This window comes from Bradyrhizobium sp. LB8.2 (assembly GCF_040548035.1).
Classification (GTDB): domain Bacteria; phylum Pseudomonadota; class Alphaproteobacteria; order Rhizobiales; family Xanthobacteraceae; genus Bradyrhizobium.
The window spans coordinates 36,035-50,270 of sequence record NZ_JBEPQV010000016.1; the positions used below are offsets into that span (position 1 = coordinate 36,035).

Genomic DNA, 14,236 nt, shown 5'->3' on the forward strand with positions numbered 1-14,236 from the left:
CGCAGGGGTCGCAGGTTCGAATCCTGCCACTCCGACCATTCTTCCAAAAGTCGACGTTTTCCTAAAGGCTTGGCGGACCGGCCGCCAGCGCCTCGGGAGCGCCTTTCTGCAACGATTTTCGGGGCGGGTCCACGGCCGATTTGGCCGGGCAGGGCGGCTTGTTGCGGCGGCATGGCTTGCCGGATTCAGGACAAACCGGTCGGGTGGGTCTGGAATGAGACGACGATGCGGTGGCCTTGATCCGGCCGTGCACGCCATAGCTGGACTCGAAGCTCAGCGTCGTATCGTCGGGATCGATCTCGATGCTGAGCACGAAGTTGATACCGGCTTCCGTAAAGTCGAACGGCTGGACCTCGATCAGCTCGAAAATGCTAGACATGACGTCCACATGCTTCGTCAGCACGAATAGCCGTGTGCATCGACCTCGGACGTCATCTGGAAGGCGTGGGCGACCAGCCGGCTTGGCGCGCCATGGCGAAGCTCCAGCTCCGCAACGTCGCATCGTGGTTGCCAGCCATCAAGCCGACGGCTAGATGACCCCACAGTCGGTCGCACGTTCGGCAGCGCGATCGGCCAATAGCAAAAAACAGGGCTGGAAATCATGAACAAGAAGATCGTCGCGCTCGTTGCCGCTTTCGGCTTCGCTGGCTGCGGGTCGGCATGGGCCGCGTGGCCGGACGACAAGCCAATCGAAGTCGTCGTTGGCTTTGCACCCGGAGGCGGTACCGATGTCATGGCTCGCAAACTTCTTCCCTTCGTGGAGCGTGCGCTGGGCGGTAAGGCGAAGTTTGTCGTCTTGAACAAGCCCGGCGCCGGCGGAGAGATCGCGTTTGCTTCGATCGCGCGCGCGGCGCCCGACGCCTATTCGATCGGCGTCGTTAACGTGCCGGGCTACAACTTTTTGCCGATGACTCGCAAAACCCAATATACCATGGACGAAATCCGGCTGGTCGCACGGGTCGTCGAAGATCCGAACGTGATCGTGGTGCCCGCCGACAGCAGATTCAAGGATCTGCCGGATGTCATTGCCGCACTTCGCAGCAAGCCGGGCTCGGTGACGTTTGGTCACAATGGGGCCGGCACGAACGGTCATTTGGCCATTCGCATGCTCGCAGCGGCCGCGAAGGTGGAGCCCAACGAAATCTCCTACCGAGGAACGGCCGCACAGAGGACCGATCTGTTGGGCGGGCATCTGGAAGTGGGGATGGTCAGTCTCAGTGAAATTCCCGAATTGCATGGCACCAACAAGGGGCAACTACGCGTCATCGCGATGCTGTCGAAGAAGCGCTTTCCAACGCTGCCCGAAGTTCCGACGGCAGAGGAGGTGGGCTTTCCGGTCATGACGACGGCGGAACGCGGCTTCGCGGTCCCGAAGGGGGTTCCGGACGACATCGTCAAGAAGCTGGAAGCGGGGATTGCCGAAGGCCTGCGTAATCCTGAGTTCGTGGCGAGTTCGCCCGGCGACGAGCCGGTGATCTCCTTCATGTCTGGTGCTGAGTGGCAGAAACGCCTCGACACCATGTCCGATGCTTTGCGTCCTTATGCGGAGGACATGCGAGCGAACGAGCAGAAGTGATCTATCCTGCTGTAGCCAAGCCTACCGCCTCGCCACCAGCACACCGAGCATGAACGCTACCATCAGCGACGGCAACGGCGCGTCGCGCACCATGCCGCGGACGATCTCCGGCCAGTGCTGATCCGGGGCGAGTCTCGGCGATCGCAAATCACCGGTCGGCTCGATCCCCCAATTCGACGCGAGTTCGGCGATCTCGCTCGAGGCCAGCCGCACACCATCACGAACGCGGAAGATGGCGGCGTCGGTTCGCTCTCGTGGCGCAAGCAACATCATCGTCGTGATGGCCGTGCGCAACGTCATCTCTCCGTAGCCTTGCAGCCTTACCGATTCTTCGGGATCGGACGTCATGCGAAAACCCTCACAGCGCCAAATTCCTCACATCGCAAAGTGGCGCGCGATGGTGAATGCCGCCGTCGCGCACAGGACCAGCGTGGATATCGCGCCGGCCACGCCGCGTGCGAGATGGGCTCGCGTCAGGTGCCTGGTCATGATCTTGCTCCATGCTCGGTATGGCAATGGCGGGGAGGCGGCGTTGGTTCCTTGCGCGACCGGCCAATCGCGAACTCCCGCTACTTCCGCAGCAACTCGCTCAGCGCTGCCGTCGCCTCGGCGCAGCGGATGTCGTCGATCTCGCGCGACAGGCTGAGTGCGCTCGATTTCAGTTCTTCGACCTTCCAGCTGTCCGGATGCTGGTTTTCGAGATGACCGAGACGCTTGTTGAGATCGTCCAGTCTCGATTGGAGCTGCCCGGCGCTGGCGGCCCCGTTCACTTTCCAAACGCGTTGTGCACGCATCGTAGTTCCCCTGCTAATCTCACGGCGTTGTGAGAGCGGTTCGTGGCCGGAATGGGAATTTGTTTTGGCCGGCTTTAGATCGCGGGGAACCGTTGCAGATTAGCCACGGAAGTTCCTGGATTTCAGCAGCGACCGCGCCTGTTTCGCTTCCCTGTCAATCCGCCCGCGCGAAAATATTCCACTTTACCGAAATTCGGTTTTGACGTATGTGTCGCCCATCCCGGCTCACCCTTGAGGGGCGACCATGTGTCGTGATGGTCGTAGAGCCGGGCTTGCGGTGGACGCGACAGCGTCGGGCGCGAAAGTGCGGGCAGGGCGGATTGCTCTCCGTGAGCCCGAGGCTTCGTGTCGACGAGCGGCGCTGTCAGGTTCGTCTCGCCAGTATTTCGATGGCAACGTGCACAACGCCGTCGGACCCTGTGGCGAAATGGCGAGCCGTGCGTACGGCAAAACCGTGTGGTCCTGGCCGTCGTTGCTACGGTCAAGCCTTTGCGGATGCGGCACTTGCGTCAACCGGCGCGGTGTCCGCGACTTTCGTGAAGGCGAGGGAGGCCAACAGGAACTCGGCTCCCGGGAGAGCACGGCATAAGCCGTAAAGCCACTGCGCAGGGAAGGCCGAGTGATTTGGCTACACCTGTATGCTGCTGTGCGGTTTCCTTGCGCTACACTTTCGCGCAGCGGACCGCGGGTGCCAGCCGGCACCCGGCCTTCCCTGCGCCCTCCTGGACAAAGAGGGTGGACGAAGCAAAGCTCGGGCGAAACGCGCCGCGAGGATGAGAAGGCGTGTCTGCAATCAAGATGCGAGCTGGAAGAGTGGCGCTGCCGCCTCTTGCTCCGTCATTGCGAGCGTAGCGAAGCAATCCAGAGCCGTTCAGCGGAGGGATTCTGGATTGCTTCGTTGCGCTCGCAATGACGATGCGGAGAGAGTGCGGCAGACTTCGCTCTCGTGCCCCGGACGCTGCGCAGCGCCCTTGCGGTGCGCTGCAGAGCCGGGGCCCACGCCGCCGCATTGTACCGTGTCACCTTCCGGGTCCCGGCTCTGCGCAGCAACGCTGCGCGTTGCAGCGCGTCCGGGACACGGACGTGAGCGGTACCGTTGCTCCCCGTCACAAGTCCGCCCCCCATCACAACCAAGTGTCTTTATTCGGGAACAATCATTCCCTATTATCCCGCAATGCAAAAAGCAGCCCGCAAATCCCAGTCCATTGCTCGCCCGCCCGGCCGTCCCCGGGAGTTCGACATGGACACTGCGCTTGACCGCGCTGTGCGCGTGTTTTGCGAGCGCGGTTATCATGCGACCTCGATCGGCGATCTCACCGCGGCGATGCGGCTGGCGACGGGGAGCGTCTACAAGGCGTTTCGCGACAAGCATGCGGTGTTTCTCGCCGCCTTCGAGCGATACGCGGCGCTGCGTCAGGAGCAGACGCGCAGCGCCGCGGCGCAAGGCGCCAATGGCCGCGAGCGGTTGCGCAACATGCTTCTCTCATATGTAGAGCACTCCCAGGGCAGCGAGGGGCGGCGCGGCTGCCTCGTGGTCGGCAGCGCGGTCGAATTGTCGGCGGTCGATCCGGTGGTCGCCGCCCTCGTCAGCGCGCGGCTCGAGACCAACGAAAACTTCATCGCCGGCCTCATTCGCGAGGGGCAGGCCGACGGCTCGATTCCCCGCCATGTCGCCGCCGACGACACCGCGCGGCTGATGATCTGCATCACGCAGGGCCTGCGCGTCGTCGGCAAGGCGCGCCTTTCGCTCGACGGCAAGCGCCTGGTCGCCGTCGCGATGAAACTGCTCGCCTGAAGTTTTTGTCATATTGGGAAACGAACGTTTCCTATATCTGGAGACCGCGTGAATGACGATGAATGCCACGATCGAGACCGCGCCCGGACCGGATGCGGTGTCTCAACGACTGACCTTCGTGCTTGCCGCGGCTTGTGGCATGGTCGCCGCCAACATCTATTACGCCCAGCCGCTGATCGCCCCGATCAGCGCCGCGCTCGGCCTGTCGCATGAAGCGGCGGGGCTGATCGTCACCATGACGCAGATCGGATACGGCGTGGGGCTTCTCTTCATCGTGCCGCTCGGCGATCTCGTCGAGAACCGCACGCTGATCTGCTCCGTCATTACGCTCGGCGCCGCAGCGCTGCTCGCCGCAGGGTTCGCGTCCCACGCGCTGCCGTTCCTGATCGCCGCATTGTTCATCGGGCTCGGCTCGGTCGCGGTGCAGATCATCATTCCCTATGCGGCGCATCTGGCGCCGGAAGCCATCCGCGGCCGCGTCGTCGGCAATGTCTCGACCGGCCTGATGCTGGGCATCATGCTGGCGCGCCCGGTGTCGAGCTTCGTCACGGCAGTGCTGTCGTGGCACGCGGTGTTCTTCTTGTCCGCCGCGCTGATGATCGTGCTCGCAGCCGTGCTCTGGATGACGCTGCCGAAGCGCAAGCCGGTCGCGCGCATGCACTATGGCGAATTGCTGCTGTCGATGCCGCATCTGGTGCGGACCACGCCGCTGCTGCGGCGCCGCGCGCTCTACCAGGCCAGCCTGTTCGGCGCGTTCAGCCTGTTCTGGACCGTGACGCCGCTGCTGCTCGCGAACGAGTTCGGCTTCAGCCAGCGGGGCATCGCGCTGTTCGCGCTCGCCGGCGTCGCCGGCGTGTTCGCGGCCCCGATCGCGGGACGGCTTGCCGATCGCGGCCATAGCCGCGTCGCGACCCTGGTGGCGATGCTGCTGGTTGCCGTGGGCTTCCTGATCACGCAGATCGGCGCGGCCGGTTCGACGCTCAATCTGGCCTGCCTTGTCGTCGCCGCCATCGCGATCGATTTCGGCGTGCAGGGCAACGTCGTGCTCGGCTTCCGCGCCATCTTCGTGCTGGGGCATGAGCATCGCAGCCGCCTCAACGGCCTCTATATGGCAACGTTCTTCAGCGCGGCTGCCGCAGGCTCGGCACTTGGCGCCTGGGCCTTTGCGCAAGGCGGCTGGACGCTGGCATCGGCCATTGGCCTCGCGCTTCCCGTCGCGGGCCTGGCCTATGCGGCCACCGAGTAGCCGCCGGCGTGGCCATAAATGGTGCGATGCGGGCCGTTTACCAAAGCCGCCTGCAAGCAACCTGGATGGCAATTTCCACCTCGCGGTGTCCCTGCCGCTGTAGTACTTTGGTCGCAAGCGGGCCTGGTTAACGGGCGGCAGGGGGAGGCTGATGAGGAGTGCGGGGCTGTTTGGCGTACCGCGAGTACGGCCATGGTCGTGGCAGGCGTTTCTGCTTGGATTCGTCGTTGTCGCAATGTCGGCTGCGCTCCAGGGCATCTGTGTCGCGCTCGGCGCAAAACTCTATTTCGCGACGTTCCTGCCCAGCCTGTTCGTGCTCGGCATTGTCGCGGGCGCGCCGGCGGCGGGGTTCGCCGCGCTGCTCACCATTCCGGTGGTGTGGTGGGCGTTCATGCCGCCCTTCTTCAAGTTCAATTCGCTGACCGGCGCGCATGCCGATTCCATCAATCTGTTCTGCCTGCTCGCAGTGCTGGTGATCGGCCTTGCCGACCTCTGCCGCGAGACGATGGCGATCATCAGCCGCGGCGGGTTGAAGCCGCGGGGCGAGAGCGCGGCAACGAATTCGCAATAGGTCGGCATTGCACGGCCGCGGGCGTTGCGCGCGCGCAACAGTCCGGAAACCATTCGCGCGCTTGCCGCGCGGCGCTAACTTTTCGAAAAAGATTTGGCGACAACTTCTCCCCCGGGAATGACGACGGAGTTTTCGGACATGAACGGCCAAATAACCGGTCACGCCATCTTGGAGAACGTGCGCCGCTACCGCGGGATCGCATCGCTCTATCGCCAGACCGCTGCATTTCGCCCGGGCCAGAGCTGGTCGCTGCTCGAGCAGGCGAGGGATTGGGAAGCGCGGGCGCTGACGGAGCTGGAAACCTATTTCGCCGCGCGGATGGACTACGCTACGCAGCTCGCGGCCTGATCGTTAACGTCCTGGAAGTTCCGGCGCTGACGTCTGTGGCGCGCCGACAGGACTGGTGGCGACAGGACGCGTGGCGACTACGGAGTTATCTCGATGCCCGCATGTGCTAGCAACGTCCGTACAGAGATATTCCGGGGCAAGCGATGACCACCTTCAACCGCATCTTCACGACCGAGCGCCTGCTCCAGATTATCGTCATTCTGGCCGCGACGGTCGCAATGAAGCTGATGGGCTGAATTTCGGCGGGCTATCGCGCGCCGAGTTCGGGCACGTCGGGCAGATAGTTCGACCCCTCCGAGCCCAGAAAATCGAACATCGCCTGCGCCGGCGGCAACAGCACCTTGTCGCTGCGTCGTATCACGTACCATTGCCGCACGATCGGCAGGCCCGCGACGTCGAGCACGATGAGCCGGCCCTCGGTGAGCTCGTGCGCCACGGTGTGCGCCGAGATAAAGGCGATGCCGAGCCCGGCGATGACGGCCTGCTTGATTGTCTCGTTGCTGCTCATCTCCATGCCGATGACCGGCTCGAGATCCGACCTCTGGAACATGCCTTCCATCAGCGTCCGCGTGCCCGAGCCGGGCTCGCGGGTGAGGAAGGTCTCGTGCACGAGGTCCGTCAGGTTGAGGCCGGAATCCCTCTCCAGCCAGTGTCCCTTGCGCGCGACGATGATGTGCGGATTGCGCCCGAGCTGACGCACGTCGACGCTGACGTCGGCCGGTGGCCGACCCATCACCGCGAAGTCGAGGTCGTAGCCGTGCATGGCCTCGCGGATCTCCTCGCGGTTGCCGACGGTCAGCTTGATCTCGATCTTCGGATACCGTTTCGAGAACGCCGCGATCGCATGCGGCACGAAATATTTGGCGGTCGAGACAGCGCCGAGGTGGACGGTGCCGCCGGTTCGCCCCGCGAGCAGGTCGAGCGCGCCCTGGCAATCGGCGATCGCGGCTTCGACGCGCTCGGCGAGCGTCAGCACCTCCTTGCCCGCCTCCGTCAGCAGCATGCCGTCGCCGGTCCGCTGCACCAGCGGCAGGCCGGCGAGATCCTGAAGCTGGCGCAGCTGCTGGGTCACCGCCGGCTGCGTCAGTCCGAGCTGGCTCGAGGCTGCCGTCACGCTGCCCTTGGCCGAGAGCGCCGCAACCGAGCGGAGCTGCCGGATCGTCAGATGCCGGAGCTGCGCTGCCGAGTGGGCATTATAAGATAATTCTTTGGCACTCATTATGAATAGAAATTTTCCTTATTAAGCCGCCCCTGTCAATCTCCTCATTGTTGGGACTGACCGCACCGACCTCCAGCGGGGAGGGACTGGATGCGGCACCAGCAAAGGGATGAACGCAGATGACAGGGCAACTCAGGCTGGACGACCACCTTCAACGGTACTTCGAGACCGCACCCTATGCGCTGGCCGTGGCGGCCGCAGTCGATGCCATTGCCGCGGCCGCGATCGAGATCGCCGATCTGATCGCCACCGGAGATCTCGCGGACGCCTCCGGCCTGACGACCGGGCGCAACAGCGACGGTGATGTCCAGCGCGATCTCGACGTCCAGGCCGACGCGATCCTGCGCCGCTGCCTCGGCAAGCTGCCGATTGCGGCACTGGCGTCGGAGGAGATGCGTGAGCCGCAGATCGGCGATCGCGAGGCCAAGATCTGCGTCGCGATCGATCCGCTCGACGGCTCCTCCAATATCGACGTCAACATGACCGTCGGCACGATCTTCTCGATCCTGCCCGCGCCCGACGATCTCGCGCTCGCCTTCCATCAGCGCGGCTCGGCGCAGCTTGCGGCGGGATTCGTCACTTACGGTCCGCAGACCTCGCTGGTGCTGACACTCGGCGACGGCGTCGAGATCTTCACGCTCGACCGCAAATCCGGTTGCTTCCGTCTCGCGCGCAGCGCCGTGCAGATTTCCGAGACGTGCGAGGAGTTCGCGATCAACGCCTCGAACCGCCGGCATTGGGAACAGCCGGTGCGCGCCTTCGTCGACGAATGCCTCGCCGGTGTGGAAGGGCCGGCCAACCACAATTTCAACATGCGCTGGATCGGTTCGCTGGTCGCCGAGGCCTACCGTATCCTCACCCGCGGCGGCGTGTTCCTCTATCCCTCCGATGCACGGCCCGGCTATGGCGACGGCCGCCTGCGCCTCACCTACGAAGCGCACCCGATGGCTTACATCATCGAGCAGGCCGGCGGCTCGGCCACGACCGGGCGCGAGCGCATCCTCGATCTCTCGGCGCAGAGCCTGCACCAGCGCGTGCCGCTGATCATGGGCTCGAGCAACGAGGTGCAGCGCGTCGAGGAACTGCATTGCGATCCGTTGCTGGTCGCCAGCGTCTCCGCACCGCTGTTCGCGCGGCGCGGCTTCTTCCGACTGTGAGCGAGGCATCCCATGTCCAGGAAGCATCCGATCATCTCCATCACCGGCTCCTCCGGCGCCGGCACAACCTCGGTCAAGAAGACCTTCGAACAGATATTCTTCCGCGAGAAGGTCAACGCCGCCTACATCGAAGGCGACGCCTTCCATCGCTACGATCGCGCGGAGATGCGCACGCAGATGGCCAAGGAGGCCGATCGCGGCAACAGGCATTTCAGCCATTTCAGTCCCGAGACCAATCTGTTCGAGGAGCTGGAGCGGGCGTTCCGCGACTATGGCGAGACCGGCACGGCGACGACGCGGCACTATGTCCACGACGCCGAGGAATCCGCGCTGCATGGCGCCGCACCGGGCGCCTTCACCGAATGGAAACGGCTACCGGAGAGCTCCGATCTGCTGTTCTACGAGGGCCTGCATGGCGCCGTCGTCACCGACAAGGTCAATGTCGCGCGTTATGCCGACCTCAAGATCGGTGTCGTGCCCGTCATCAATCTCGAATGGATCCAGAAGCTGCACCGCGACCGTAGTGCGCGAGGCTATTCGACCGAGGCCGTCACCGACACCGTTCTGCGGCGGATGCCTGACTACATCCACTATATCTGCCCGCAATTTTCCGAGACCGACATCAACTTCCAGCGCGTGCCGACGGTGGACACCTCCAATCCGTTCATCGCGCGCTGGATCCCGACACCGGACGAATCGATGGTCGTGATCCGCTTCAAGAACCCGCGCGGCATCGACTTCCCCTATCTGCTCTCGATGCTGCCGCAAAGCTGGATGTCTCGCGCCAATTCGATCGTGTGCCCCGGCGCGAAGCTCGACCTCGCGATGCAGCTGATCCTGACGCCGCTGATCATGCAGCTCATCGAGCGCAAACGAAACCTGAAGTGAACAAGGGGAGAATCCGATGAACATCTCCGTCCACGCCGAAGCCGACCTCTCGGCGGTCGCGCACAACGATCTCGCCAATGCCGTCCGCTTTCTCGCGGTCGACGCCATCGAGACCTCGCAGTCCGGTCATCCCGGCCTGCCCATGGGCATGGCCGATGTCGCGACCGTGCTGTTCTCGCGCTTCCTGAAATTCGACTCGGCTCACCCCAATTGGCCGGACCGCGATCGCTTCGTGCTGTCGGCGGGCCATGGCTCGATGCTGCTCTATGCACTGCTCCATCTTACCGGCGGCGATGTCAGCCTCGACGACATCAAGGCGTTCCGGCAATGGGGCTCCAAGACGCCGGGCCATCCCGAATATGGCCACACGCCGGGCGTCGAGACGACGACCGGTCCGCTGGGCCAGGGGATTGCGACCGCGGTCGGCATGGCGCTCGCCGAGCGCATGGCCAATGCGCGACATGGCGAGGGCCTCGTCGATCACTTCACATATGTGATCGCCGGCGATGGCTGTCTGATGGAGGGCATCAGCCAGGAAGCGATCTCGCTTGCCGGCCATCTGCAATTGTCCCGCCTGATCGTGCTGTTCGACGACAACGGCATATCCATTGACGGCCCGACCTCGCTTGCGACCTCCGACGACCAACTCGCGCGCTTCGCCGCCTCCGGCTGGTCGGTGCGCCGTGTCGACGGGCACGATCCCGAAGCAGTTGCGCAGGCGATTGCCGAGGAGCGTGAGAGCGCAAACCCGTCGCTGATCGCCTGCCGCACCATCATCGGCTATGGCGCACCGGATCGTCAGGGCACCGAGAAGGCGCATGGCGCGCCGCTCGGCACCGAGCAGACGGCGGCGGCGCGGCGAACGCTCGGCTGGGACTATCAGCCCTTCGTGGTGCCTGTCACGATCATGAAAGCATGGCGGATGATCGGCCAGCGCGGGCAGGTCGAGCGTCTCGCCTGGCTCGATCGCTATGAATGCGCGACGCCCGAGCAGCGCGACCTGTTTGTCGAGGGCAAGGCGGTTGCCCTGCCGAACGCCTATGCCCAGGCCTTGGCGAAATTACGCGAACGCTTTGCCACCGAGCGTCCCAAGCTCGCGACGCGGCAGGCCTCGCAACAAGTGCTCGACGGCATCGCTGGGACGATCCCCGGGCTGGTCGGCGGCTCCGCAGACCTGACGCATTCGAACCTGACGCATGCCAAGGCGCAGGCTCCGGTGAAGCGCGATGCGTTCGCCGGCGATTACATCCATTACGGCATTCGCGAGCATGGCATGGCGGCCGCAATGAACGGCCTCGCGCTGCACGGCGGCTTCATTCCCTATGGCGGCACCTTCCTCGCCTTCTCCGACTACAGCCGTCCGGCGATCCGCCTTGCGGCCTTGATGCGGATCCGCGTCATTCATGTGATGACCCACGATTCCATCGGCCTGGGTGAGGACGGCCCCACGCACCAACCGGTCGAGCATCTCGCAGCGCTCCGCGTCATTCCGAACTTGCTCGTGTTCCGTCCGGCCGACGCGGTGGAGACGCTGGAAGCATGGGATTGCGCGCTCGAATCCGAAAATCGCCCCTCCGTGCTGTGCCTGTCGCGTCAGGCGCTGCCGACCTTCCGCAGCGATGTCCGCGGTAGAAACCGCGTCGCACGGGGCGCCTATCTCATCGTTTCGCCCGACGGCGGCCGCGACGTGACGCTCATCGCAACAGGTTCGGAAGTGTCCATCGCGCTGGAAGCGGCTCGCCTGCTGGCCACCGAGCACGTCCGCGCGGCCGTGGTCTCCGCTCCCTGCTTCGCGTTGTTCGAGGAGCAGCCGGAGGACTACCGCGCTGCCGTGCTCGGCACTGTGCCACGGGTGGGCATCGAGGCGGCAGTCGCCGGCGATTGGCATCGATGGATCGGCACTGACGGCGAATTCGTCGGCATGCGCGGCTTCGGTGCTTCGGCGCCGGCCCCGGTGCTCTACCGCGAGTTCGGCATCACGCCGCAAAGCATTGCGGAAGCCGCCCGGCGGGCGATTGCCCGCACAGGCAAGCAATAACAGGAGGAACTGTCGTGGCCCGTATCACCCTTCGCCAACTGCTCGATCACGCCGCCGGTCACGGCTACGCGGTGCCGGCGTTCAACATCAACAACATGGAGCAGGGCATCGCGATCATGCAGGCGGCGGCCGAGGTCGATGCGCCGGTCATCATCCAGGCTTCGCGCGGCGCGCGCAGCTATGCCGGCGACATCATGCTCTCGCACATGATCGACGCGCTGGAGCGAACCTATCCAGACATCCCGCTCTGCATGCACCAGGACCATGGCAACGACGAGGCGACCTGTGCATCCGCGATCGCCCATGGTTTCACCTCGGTGATGATGGACGGCTCGCTTGAGGCCGACGCCAAGACCGCGGCCGATTACGACTACAACGTTGCGATCACCCGCCGCGTCGTCGATCTCGCGCATTGGGTCGGTGCCTCCGTCGAAGGCGAGCTCGGCGTGCTCGGCTCGCTCGAGCATGGCGGCGGCGAGCAGGAGGATGGTCACGGCGTCGAGGGCAAAGTCAGCCACGACCAGCTGTTGACCGATCCCGACCAGGCGGTCGACTTCGTCCGCGCCACCAAGGTCGATGCGCTCGCGATCGCGATGGGCACCTCGCACGGCGCCTACAAGTTCAGCCGCAAGCCGGACGGTGACATCCTGGCGATGCGGGTGGTCGAGGAGATTCATCGCCGGCTGCCGAACACGCATCTCGTGATGCACGGCTCTTCCTCGGTGCCGCAGCCGCTCCAGGACATGTTCAACGAGTTCGGCGGCGAGATGCCGCAGACCTGGGGCGTGCCGGTTGAGGAGATCGTCCGCGGCATCAAGAGCGGCGTGCGCAAGGTCAATATCGACACCGACTGCCGGCTGGCGATGACCGCGGTGTTTCGCAAAGTTGCAGCGCAAACACGATCCGAGTTCGATCCACGCAAATTCCTCAAGCCCGCGATGGACGCGATGCGCGAGCTCTGCCGCGACCGCTTCGAGCAGTTCGGCACCGCGGGACACGCGAGCCAGATCAAGGTCATTCCCTTGAGCGTGATGGCGCGGCGCTACCGCGCCGGCGAACTCGATCCGCGCGTCGACGCCCGCGAGCCCGTCGCGGCCTAATCATTCAGAGAGAGAGAAGAGCAGGAGAGAGCCATGAATGCACACGCAGGAACCGTCCGCGGCAAGGAAAGATATCGCTCTGGCGTGATGGAATACAAGCGCATGGGCTATTGGGAGCCCGACTATGTGCCGAAGGACACCGATGTCATCGCGCTGTTCCGCGTCACGCCGCAGGAGGGCGTCGACCCGATCGAGGCTTCGGCCGCAGTCGCCGGTGAATCCTCGACCGCGACCTGGACGGTGGTGTGGACCGATCGCCTGACCGCCGCCGAAAAGTATCGCGCAAAATGTTACCGCGTCGATCCGGTGCCGGGCACGCCGGGCTCGTATTTCGCCTACATCGCCTATGACCTCGACCTGTTCGAGCCGGGCTCGATCGCCAACCTCTCGGCCTCGATCATCGGCAATGTGTTCGGCTTCAAGCCGCTGAAGGCGTTGCGGCTGGAGGACATGCGTTTCCCGGTCGCTTATGTGAAGACGTTCCAGGGACCGGCCACCGGCATCGTGGTCGAGCGCGAGCGGCTCGACAAGTTCGGCAGGCCGCTGCTCGGCGCCACGGTGAAGCCGAAGCTCGGGCTTTCCGGTCGCAATTACGGCCGCGTCGTCTATGAGGCACTGAAGGGCGGGCTCGACTTCACCAAGGATGACGAGAACATCAACTCGCAACCCTTCATGCACTGGCGCGACCGTTTCCTCTACTGCATGGAAGCGGTGAACCGGGCGCAGGCGGCCTCCGGTGAGGCGAAGGGCACCTACCTGAATATCACGGCGGGAACGATGGAGGACATGTACGAGCGCGCCGAGTTCGCGAAAGAGCTCGGGTCGTGCATCGTCATGATCGATCTCGTGATCGGCTACACCGCGATCCAGTCCATGGCGAAATGGGCGCGGCGCAACGACATGATCCTGCATCTGCACCGCGCCGGTCACTCGACCTATACGCGGCAGAAGAGCCATGGCGTGTCGTTCCGCGTCATCGCCAAGTGGATGCGCCTTGCCGGCGTCGACCACATCCATGCCGGCACCGTGGTCGGCAAGCTCGAAGGCGATCCCAACACCACGCGTGGCTATTACGATGTCTGCCGCGAAGACTTCAACCCGACCAAGCTCGAACATGGCCTGTTCTTCGACCAGTCCTGGGCGAGCCTGAACAAGATGATGCCGGTCGCCTCCGGCGGCATCCATGCCGGCCAGATGCACCAGCTGCTCGATCTCCTTGGCGAGGATGTCGTGCTGCAATTCGGCGGCGGTACCATCGGCCATCCCATGGGCATCGCGGCCGGCGCGATCGCTAACCGCGTGGCGCTGGAAGCGATGATCCTCGCCCGCAACGAGGGCCGCGACTACGTCCATGAAGGTCCGGAGATCCTGGCCAGGGCGGCCGAGACTTGCACGCCGCTGAAAGCTGCGCTCGAGGTCTGGAAGGACGTCTCCTTCAATTATCAATCCACCGACACGCCGGACTTCGTGCCGACCGCGCTCGAAACCGTTTGAGGAGATTTGA

14 protein-coding genes are annotated in these 14,236 nt (G+C 64.4%); 10 read left to right on the forward strand and 4 right to left on the reverse strand.

Annotated elements, in window-relative coordinates; all coding sequences use genetic code 11:
• Nucleotides 1-61: 61 nt before the first annotated feature.
• Nucleotides 62-403 carry a hypothetical protein gene (locus ABIB06_RS20045; protein ID WP_354045907.1) on the reverse strand — a complete coding sequence of 114 codons (342 nt, stop codon included), beginning with the start codon at nucleotides 401-403 and terminating at the stop codon, nucleotides 62-64.
• Between the two features lie 198 nt (nucleotides 404-601).
• On the opposite strand from ABIB06_RS20045, the gene ABIB06_RS20050 reads away from it, so the two are divergent.
• Nucleotides 602-1,576: a tripartite tricarboxylate transporter substrate binding protein gene (locus ABIB06_RS20050; RefSeq protein WP_354045909.1), complete on the forward strand. Its 975-nt coding sequence runs from the start codon at nucleotides 602-604 to the stop codon at nucleotides 1,574-1,576.
• A 21-nt stretch (nucleotides 1,577-1,597) separates the two neighbouring features.
• On the opposite strand, the gene ABIB06_RS20055 is transcribed toward ABIB06_RS20050, so the two are convergent.
• A complete protein-coding gene (locus ABIB06_RS20055) occupies nucleotides 1,598-1,924 on the reverse strand; it encodes a hypothetical protein (RefSeq protein WP_354045910.1) in 327 nt (108 codons plus the stop codon).
• Between the two features lie 221 nt (nucleotides 1,925-2,145).
• Entirely contained in the window at nucleotides 2,146-2,370 is a 225-nt protein-coding gene (locus ABIB06_RS20060; RefSeq protein ID WP_247347940.1) for a hypothetical protein, read from the reverse strand.
• 1,240 nt (nucleotides 2,371-3,610) lie between these two features.
• On the opposite strand from ABIB06_RS20060, the gene ABIB06_RS20065 reads away from it, so the two are divergent.
• The 4 genes from ABIB06_RS20065 to ABIB06_RS20080 all read left to right on the forward strand — a co-directional run bounded on the left by ABIB06_RS20065 (nucleotide 3,611) and on the right by ABIB06_RS20080 (nucleotide 6,330).
• Nucleotides 3,611-4,165 (forward strand): TetR/AcrR family transcriptional regulator, encoded by a 555-nt coding sequence (locus ABIB06_RS20065; protein WP_247347941.1) that lies wholly within the window; start codon nucleotides 3,611-3,613, stop codon nucleotides 4,163-4,165.
• Nucleotides 4,166-4,217: 52 nt separating this feature from the next.
• Nucleotides 4,218-5,411, forward strand: a complete 1,194-nt coding sequence (locus ABIB06_RS20070; protein ID WP_354045911.1) for an MFS transporter — start codon at nucleotides 4,218-4,220, stop codon at nucleotides 5,409-5,411.
• A 151-nt stretch (nucleotides 5,412-5,562) separates the two neighbouring features.
• Entirely contained in the window at nucleotides 5,563-5,982 is a 420-nt protein-coding gene (locus ABIB06_RS20075) for a DUF4118 domain-containing protein (RefSeq protein WP_247441938.1), read from the forward strand.
• A 138-nt stretch (nucleotides 5,983-6,120) separates the two neighbouring features.
• A complete protein-coding gene (locus ABIB06_RS20080; protein ID WP_247347946.1) occupies nucleotides 6,121-6,330 on the forward strand; it encodes a hypothetical protein in 210 nt (69 codons plus the stop codon).
• A 247-nt stretch (nucleotides 6,331-6,577) separates the two neighbouring features.
• Here ABIB06_RS20080 and ABIB06_RS20085 read toward each other — a convergent pair whose 3' ends face one another.
• Nucleotides 6,578-7,549 carry a LysR family transcriptional regulator gene (locus ABIB06_RS20085; RefSeq protein ID WP_354045912.1) on the reverse strand — a complete coding sequence of 324 codons (972 nt, stop codon included), beginning with the start codon at nucleotides 7,547-7,549 and terminating at the stop codon, nucleotides 6,578-6,580.
• Nucleotides 7,550-7,668: 119 nt separating this feature from the next.
• Between ABIB06_RS20085 and ABIB06_RS20090 the strand changes: the two genes are divergently transcribed.
• Genes ABIB06_RS20090 through ABIB06_RS20110 form a run of 5 tightly spaced genes read left to right on the forward strand, consistent with a single transcriptional unit; the run spans nucleotide 7,669 to nucleotide 14,226 of the window.
• Nucleotides 7,669-8,706 carry a class 1 fructose-bisphosphatase gene (locus tag ABIB06_RS20090; protein ID WP_354068481.1) on the forward strand — a complete coding sequence of 346 codons (1,038 nt, stop codon included), beginning with the start codon at nucleotides 7,669-7,671 and terminating at the stop codon, nucleotides 8,704-8,706.
• Nucleotides 8,707-8,718: 12 nt separating this feature from the next.
• Nucleotides 8,719-9,594, forward strand: coding sequence for a phosphoribulokinase (locus ABIB06_RS20095; protein WP_354045916.1), 876 nt, complete (start codon nucleotides 8,719-8,721; stop codon nucleotides 9,592-9,594).
• Nucleotides 9,595-9,610: 16 nt separating this feature from the next.
• Nucleotides 9,611-11,632, forward strand: a complete 2,022-nt coding sequence (gene tkt, locus ABIB06_RS20100; RefSeq protein WP_354045918.1) for a transketolase — start codon at nucleotides 9,611-9,613, stop codon at nucleotides 11,630-11,632.
• 14 nt (nucleotides 11,633-11,646) lie between these two features.
• Nucleotides 11,647-12,732 (forward strand): class II fructose-bisphosphate aldolase, encoded by a 1,086-nt coding sequence (fba, locus tag ABIB06_RS20105; protein ID WP_354045920.1) that lies wholly within the window; start codon nucleotides 11,647-11,649, stop codon nucleotides 12,730-12,732.
• A 33-nt stretch (nucleotides 12,733-12,765) separates the two neighbouring features.
• Entirely contained in the window at nucleotides 12,766-14,226 is a 1,461-nt protein-coding gene (locus tag ABIB06_RS20110; RefSeq protein ID WP_247347957.1) for a form I ribulose bisphosphate carboxylase large subunit, read from the forward strand.
• The last annotated feature ends 10 nt before the right edge of the window (nucleotides 14,227-14,236 follow it).